Annotated in this window: 10 protein-coding genes; 8 read left to right on the top strand and 2 right to left on the bottom strand. The window is 43.5% G+C overall.

The genetic code is table 11. From position 1 onward, the window contains the following. Both ACM0OW_RS25510 and ACM0OW_RS25505 read left to right on the top strand, forming a co-directional pair. A partial coding sequence (locus tag ACM0OW_RS25510; protein WP_414553487.1) for a DUF4157 domain-containing protein occupies positions 1 to 885 on the top strand: 885 nt, incomplete at its 5' end. Between the two features lie 82 nt (positions 886 to 967). Further along, positions 968 to 1,297, top strand: coding sequence for a hypothetical protein (locus tag ACM0OW_RS25505; protein ID WP_414553485.1), 330 nt, complete (start codon positions 968 to 970; stop codon positions 1,295 to 1,297). Between the two features lie 201 nt (positions 1,298 to 1,498). Here ACM0OW_RS25505 and ACM0OW_RS25500 read toward each other — a convergent pair whose 3' ends face one another. Together ACM0OW_RS25500 and ACM0OW_RS25495 are read right to left on the bottom strand one after the other, a co-directional pair. Continuing rightward, on the bottom strand, positions 1,499 to 1,657 hold the full coding sequence (locus ACM0OW_RS25500) for a type II toxin-antitoxin system HicA family toxin (RefSeq protein WP_414553483.1): 159 nt from the start codon (positions 1,655 to 1,657) through the stop codon (positions 1,499 to 1,501). Next, on the bottom strand, positions 1,654 to 1,893 hold the full coding sequence (locus tag ACM0OW_RS25495; protein WP_414553481.1) for a type II toxin-antitoxin system HicB family antitoxin: 240 nt from the start codon (positions 1,891 to 1,893) through the stop codon (positions 1,654 to 1,656). The genes ACM0OW_RS25500 and ACM0OW_RS25495 overlap by 4 nt, the downstream gene beginning before the upstream one ends. A gap of 100 nt (positions 1,894 to 1,993) precedes the next feature. Here ACM0OW_RS25495 and ACM0OW_RS25490 point away from each other — a divergent pair, with 100 nt between their 5' ends. From ACM0OW_RS25490 to ACM0OW_RS25465, 6 genes are all read left to right on the top strand, one after another. Continuing rightward, positions 1,994 to 2,149, top strand: a complete 156-nt coding sequence (locus ACM0OW_RS25490) for a hypothetical protein (RefSeq protein WP_414553479.1) — start codon at positions 1,994 to 1,996, stop codon at positions 2,147 to 2,149. Between the two features lie 122 nt (positions 2,150 to 2,271). Beyond that, complete coding sequence (locus ACM0OW_RS25485; protein ID WP_414553477.1) at positions 2,272 to 2,487, top strand: hypothetical protein; 216 nt, start codon at positions 2,272 to 2,274, stop codon at positions 2,485 to 2,487. Positions 2,488 to 2,553: 66 nt separating this feature from the next. Continuing rightward, positions 2,554 to 3,105 carry a hypothetical protein gene (locus ACM0OW_RS25480; protein WP_414553475.1) on the top strand — a complete coding sequence of 184 codons (552 nt, stop codon included), beginning with the start codon at positions 2,554 to 2,556 and terminating at the stop codon, positions 3,103 to 3,105. Positions 3,106 to 3,999: 894 nt separating this feature from the next. Next, positions 4,000 to 5,079 carry a hypothetical protein gene (locus tag ACM0OW_RS25475; RefSeq protein WP_414553474.1) on the top strand — a complete coding sequence of 360 codons (1,080 nt, stop codon included), beginning with the start codon at positions 4,000 to 4,002 and terminating at the stop codon, positions 5,077 to 5,079. A 13-nt stretch (positions 5,080 to 5,092) separates the two neighbouring features. Beyond that, entirely contained in the window at positions 5,093 to 5,479 is a 387-nt protein-coding gene (locus ACM0OW_RS25470) for a hypothetical protein (RefSeq protein ID WP_414553473.1), read from the top strand. A gap of 186 nt (positions 5,480 to 5,665) precedes the next feature. Further along, positions 5,666 to 6,188, top strand: a 523-nt coding sequence (locus ACM0OW_RS25465; RefSeq protein ID WP_414553471.1) for a hypothetical protein, incomplete at its 3' end; no start/stop codon positions are given.

Raw genomic sequence — 6,188 nt, 5'->3', positions numbered from 1 at the left:
AATTCTATTCAACGGATGGAAGTACCCGAAGAAGAAGAACTGCAAATGAAGCCCGCAGTTGATTCTATTCAACGGATGGATGTACCCGAAGAAGAAGAACTGCAAATGAAGCCCGCAGTCGATTCTATTCAACGGATGGATGTACCCGAAGAAGAAGAACTGCAAATGAAGCCTGAGATAACATCACTCCAGCGTCGGGAAGCCATTGGGGGAGGGGAAGCTTCGACGGATTTGGATACTGCTATTAATAGTGCCAGGGGAAGTGGACAGCCTTTAGATGCAGGTCTGCAACGCTCAATGGGGCAGGCAATGGGGGCAGATTTTAGTGGTGTGAAGATTCACACTGATGGTCAGTCTGACCAGTTGAATCGCTCAATTCAGGCACGGGCTTTCACTACGGGACAGGATGTGTTCTTTCGCCAGGGGGAATATAATCCTGGAAGTCGAGGAGGGCAGGAGTTGTTAGCTCATGAACTGACTCATGTGGTGCAGCAGAATGGAGGGGCAGTACAGCGAGCATTACAAAGGAAAAATGCTCAGTCAATCTCGATAGATTACTCACTTCAAGAACCACTTGTGCAGTGTCAACCCTATTACCGAGGGGGAAATAGTCTTGCTCCTAAGATGAATGAAGTTAAGATTGACAGTAGAACACAAAAGCTGAAGAACACCCATGGTGTGTCCCTTTTTGACTTGAAAAAAGGCCTTGGGAAATTCGGAGGTACTTATGAAGTCAAGAGCATCCCCGATACTCTCAAAATCATTCAGCGTGGCAGAAATCAGAACCACTTCGAGATTGTTCCTGCCGAAAATGGAAAACTGGACTTTGAAGAATTCAAAAACGAGTTGGTAAAAGTAGTTCTAGAACAAGTCGAGGATGAATAATAAGGATAGTGCAACAGTCAAAAAATTTAACTAAATTCTCAGGCATCTACCATCCCTATATTAAGATCAGGAATCAATAGAAATGGAAATCTATTACCTATATAATGACGAACGCGATGAAATAGAAGCGATCGCCAAAGGCTACCGAAATGATGTGTATGTAAAAACCACAACTGGGATGTACCATGTCCATATTTACGACATAGTTCGATTACAGCAAGACTTTGAGGACGAGCAGCAAGAGCAGGGGTATTATTCCATCGATCACAACTTAATACTTGTGGAAGAAGTATCGAAAAAAGTAGTGGTAAATACGGTAAAAAAACTTGAAGAGGAAGGATATTTCGAGAAAATTAAACCACTAGAAGAGGCTATTATACAGGAATTGCCATTCAAGCATATCATTAATTAGAGTTTAGAATATTGTCAGAAAAGAAAAAATCATTTGATAGATATCAAAATGTACTTCTCCTTTTTTTGATGATCAGCTGATCCTGCTGTTCTTATTCAATTGGAGAAGAAGGTAATTATAAATCAAATGGTGCGAATAAGAACATGGAGAAGCAAGAATCAGAAAATAAGCAACTCCTAATTATTCGTGGGGAAGTTAAATCTATTCATGGTCTTTTCCCGAATGAAAAGGAACAACAACCCTTTGCCCATGACTATTTTTGTAAATAGCATGATTCCCCTTTTGGCGGTCAAGATAAAAACCTAAATTTTCAATAACTTTGATAAAATCTTTAGCTTTGACACTGGGAAAATCACTCATGCTAAGATGGTTAATGGCTTAACAATTAAATCTTCTCTAGGAATTGACTGATGATCAGCTTTTAAACTTTCAATATATAATTCAATTGCTTCTGTAATATTCTCAATTGCCTCTTCAAAAGAATCTCCTTGAGAATGACAACCTTTGAGAGTAGGACAAAAAGCGTGATAACCTCCATCTGATTCTTTTTCTAGAAGAACTGTGTAATTGTAAATTTGTTTATTGTTGTTGTTCATATATTTTCAACTTGTTGGCGGAATATGATCTAACTACTTCTACCTCAGCATAATTTTATTAACAATTGATGAAGACACAAGCACAACACAAGCAAACGCAGTGGGAGAACAGTGGGTAGGAGAATCCTATCAAAAGACAAGGTATGGGCCTCCACATAACTATCGGTTAATCAGTCAAGACCAAACAAGACAATACCGCCCTCCGATGACTAAGAAGGGGGGACAAAAAGCTGGTCAAGCCAGAACGCCAGCCTAAAAAGCAAACTGAATCATCTCTTCGCTATCGGGTTCAAGTTGTTCAACTGTAACGGACGGATCGTATACATAAAAGATGGCTCATGGGATGAAGCCAAATCTGTCGCAGGTACTCTGATGGGTATGGCGCTCAACCAACCGAGGATAGATAAGCAACCACTTGAGGACGGAAAGGTTAACCTCCTCTACAATGAGATGATTGATGGTGTACCAGTAACTCTGCGCGACTGGAGTAGTCAACCCGGAGCTGCGGGCGTGATCGAACTGAAGCTTGCTGGCTACACACTGGAGTTTAAATTCATGGGACAGACGCGGTATCAAGTGGAGCAGACACAATAACCGTCGGATACTGGTGGTAAGAATAGCTACTAGCCTATACAGGAAATGTACATGGAGAATACGTTTATGACACACGCGAATCTTGTAAACCCACTCAATTCCGACGAATTGAAGCGTATCGAGGATCGACTTAGCGCAGTTTTGTCGTATGCCTGGGTTCAGGTGGCAGACCCGTTCCTACCGAGCGCCCATGTCGTTGTTGAAGAAAGTAGTCACGGGTTTGAGAGACTGTACGCTGGTCTTGGGCGCATCCTCGATTGCACGAACCAGCCCCGGTTCTATGCGATCCAGTACGAAACTGAAAACGCTCAGTCCATCACGCTCGACTGTGGTCACGCTATCCCAACAGGACTTAATCGAGAAACCTTTGATGCACTCGGCTATGATATCGGGTACTTAATCAACGGGATGGATTTCCTCCTATGTGACGACACGGGTCTTTGGGCAATCATCACGACGACCGATGTCTTGCTCATTGGCGGTGGCGCAGAATACGTGAACGCATTTTATGTTGACGAGGCAACACAGATGGAGGCCAGTGCAGCCTTCGATGCATTCGTCACGACGGGTGACGTTCGATCCTCCTACACTGCCATGCGCCATTACCGGCGCGGCTGATAGCGACCAGGACAATGGGATCAGTGCGATCGCAGTAATCGGTAAAACGCACACCCAAGCAGACATGATGATTGCGGTGACTGCTCTCAAATCTAATGTCCTCTATTGTAGGATGCGGGAATAAAAATGATTATGTGAATCGTAAATATACCCGTGTGGTAGGGGTTTAGCACTGCTAAACCCCTACGAAATATGTGCGTTTTAGTTTTATACATATTTGGTATTTATTGTCAATGCGTAAGTCCTATATTTTTAACTTGTTGGTGGAATATGATCTAACTACTTCTACTTCAGCATAATTCCATATTAAAGGCATTTAGGTTAGGAGAAATATCGCCTCTGAGGTTGTTTCAAAAGTGTCCGGCTGTGATTTTAGGCAATTAATGATCCCCCCTAGCCCCCCTTAAAAAGCTACGGTGTACACACAAGTGATCTGATCCCCCTAAATCCCCCTAAACCCCTTCGGGGATGCGCCTTCGGCGTAGAAAAAGGGGGACTTTGATTCTAGTTCCCCCCTTATCAAGGGGGGTTAGGGGGGATCGAAACGCTCTTAGGCAACTTGATAAGACTTGTGTGTACACGGTAGCTTAAAAAGGGGGGAATAGTGATCAAAGTCCCCCTTCTCAAGGGGGATTTAGGGGGATCTAGAATGTTTTGTTACCGACAATAAGACTTTTCAAACAGCCTCCAAAACCCTGACCCAATACTTTTCGATTAAGGAGTGTAGAGACGTTCCATAGGCCTTGCGCCCCTACGACAAATGTGGTTCAAATACATGAAAACTAATGTAATAATTTACAGAAACTGGGGTAAGATGTATTAATGGCGCATTTTGACAAAATATGCCGTGAAAGCTTCGATGGTGGCATATTAATAAAATATAGGGTTGAGTAAATGTATAGTAGACAATACAAAACCGCGAAAGCTTCTGCCAAAAATTTTGACCCACCAGCTAAAAGTCAGTTCGCACCGCCCCGTGTTGTCGTCCAACCGCAAGTTCAACCGACACCCCAAAATCCTGATGTACAAGCCCAATCGGAAAGGGTGGAACAGTCTGGTCAGGGTATAAATCCAAATCTATTTAAGTACCATCCACCAAGACAGCCACGAGGAATCCAGATGAAGCTGTCTATTGGTCAGCCTGGGGATAAGTATGAGCAAGAAGCGGATAAAGTAGCCGCAGATGTAGTGCATAAGAATAATGCGCCTGAGAGTGAAGAAGTTCAACGGATGGATGCACCTGAAGAAGAAGAACTGCAAATGAAACCAATGGTGCAACGTCTTCCTGTGGAAAATGGCATGGCTGCATCAAAGGTTAAACCTATTCAAACACAAGAAAATGCACAACTCAATCAAAATATAATCCAGCGAATTGCAGACAATGGGGTTGCAGTAGATATTGATACCTTGGATCTAGATCAGGCTCGGAATCACTTGAGTAGAATGAGGCGAATCAGGGGTATGACAAATGCTGGGAAAGCGTTACCATCTGCTGATGTCCCTTACACATACGATCCTGCGGATGAAGCAGCACTCCAACTAAGAGTTCAAACTCTTGAAGCACAAGAATTAGAAAACAAACGCTTGAATGTTGTTGCAGACTTGGTACTACAGCTTGCGAACTTGGCAACAGTTGCAGATTGGACAGATCAACCTGTATGGGCGGGAACAACACCTACAGCAGCAGATGGTGGTGAAACTATAGGTTCTACTGTCCAACCAGCTAATGTAGTGGCTCGTTGGGTTGAATTTCTTGGGTCAGGACCATATAGTCACAAACACCCACGAACTGGTAATGATGACCCTACCCGGCTGGTTTCTGCGGATGGGCAACGCAGTATAAGATACGGAAATCATGAGCGGAACTCACCAGCGAAGCAACATCATTTCCACGAGGAAACTTGGACTTATGATGCAACAAATACAACACTTACAGTCACAAATGTATTACGTAGATCACCTGTAAGTTTATAGAGGAAAGGCAGAAATGAAAGTAGAAATTCAAAATTTAGAGCTTTCATCCAGTGACAAACACCGGGTGCAGTTTTCTAGTGCGCTAGGAAATGCTTGTGCCTACTGGCAGGGTATACCACCACAATTGGGAGAAACCTATCATGTTGAGTTGAGTGTTGGCACTCCCCTGAATTGGGGTGTGGACATTCTCCAAACTACTGAATCTACCTACCAGCTGAAACAAGAAGGTGATGGTGTTGGAATGATAGCTAAGTTGGAGACATACGAGGAAGAAGGGCTGGCATTTTTACGACTGGGAGGTTCTATATTGATGATAGAGACTTTAGGCAATCCTGCGCCTATTGGAACATTTGTTGAAGCGCATATTCGAGAACTAATATTATCGGATACTGGAATATAGCTGCATCTTTTTAGTAGGGGCAGTAGGGGCGCAAGGCCTTGCGCCCCTACGACAGATGTGGTTCAAATACCTGAAAACTGATGTAATAATTTACAGAAACTGGGGTAAGATTGATTAACGGCGATTTTTGACCAAATATGCCGTGAAAGCTTCTATGGTGGCATAATAATATATAGGGTTGAGTAAATGTATAGTAAACAATCCAAAACCGCGAAAGCTTCCGCCCACAATTCTGATACACCAGCTAAAAGTCATTTCGCATCGCGCCGCTTTCTCGTCCAAAAGCCAGTTCCACAGACACCCCAAAATCCTGATGTACAAGCCCAATCGGCAAGGGTGGAACAGTCTGGTCAGGGTATAAATCCAAATATATTTAAGTACCATCCACCAAGACAGCCACGAGGAATACAGATGAAGCTGTCTATTGGTGAGCCTGGGGATAAGTATGAGCAAGAAGCGGATAAGGTAGCCGCAGATGTGGTACAGCGAATTAATGCGCCTGAGAGTGAAGAAGTTCAACGGATGGAAGTACCCGAAGAAGAGGAACTGCAAATGAAGCCCGCAGTCGATTCTATTCAACGGATGGAAGTACCCGAAGAAGAAGAACTGCAAATGAAGCCCGCAGTTAATTCTATTCAACGGATGGATGTACCTGAAGAAGAAGAACTGCAAATGAAGCCCGCAGTTAATTCTATTCAACGGATGGATG

The organism is Anabaena sp. CCY 0017, assembly GCF_963920885.1.
Classification (GTDB): domain Bacteria; phylum Cyanobacteriota; class Cyanobacteriia; order Cyanobacteriales; family Nostocaceae; genus Nodularia.
The sequence above is the reverse complement of the archived record's forward strand: the minus strand, read 5'-3'. Positions and strand labels throughout refer to the sequence as shown.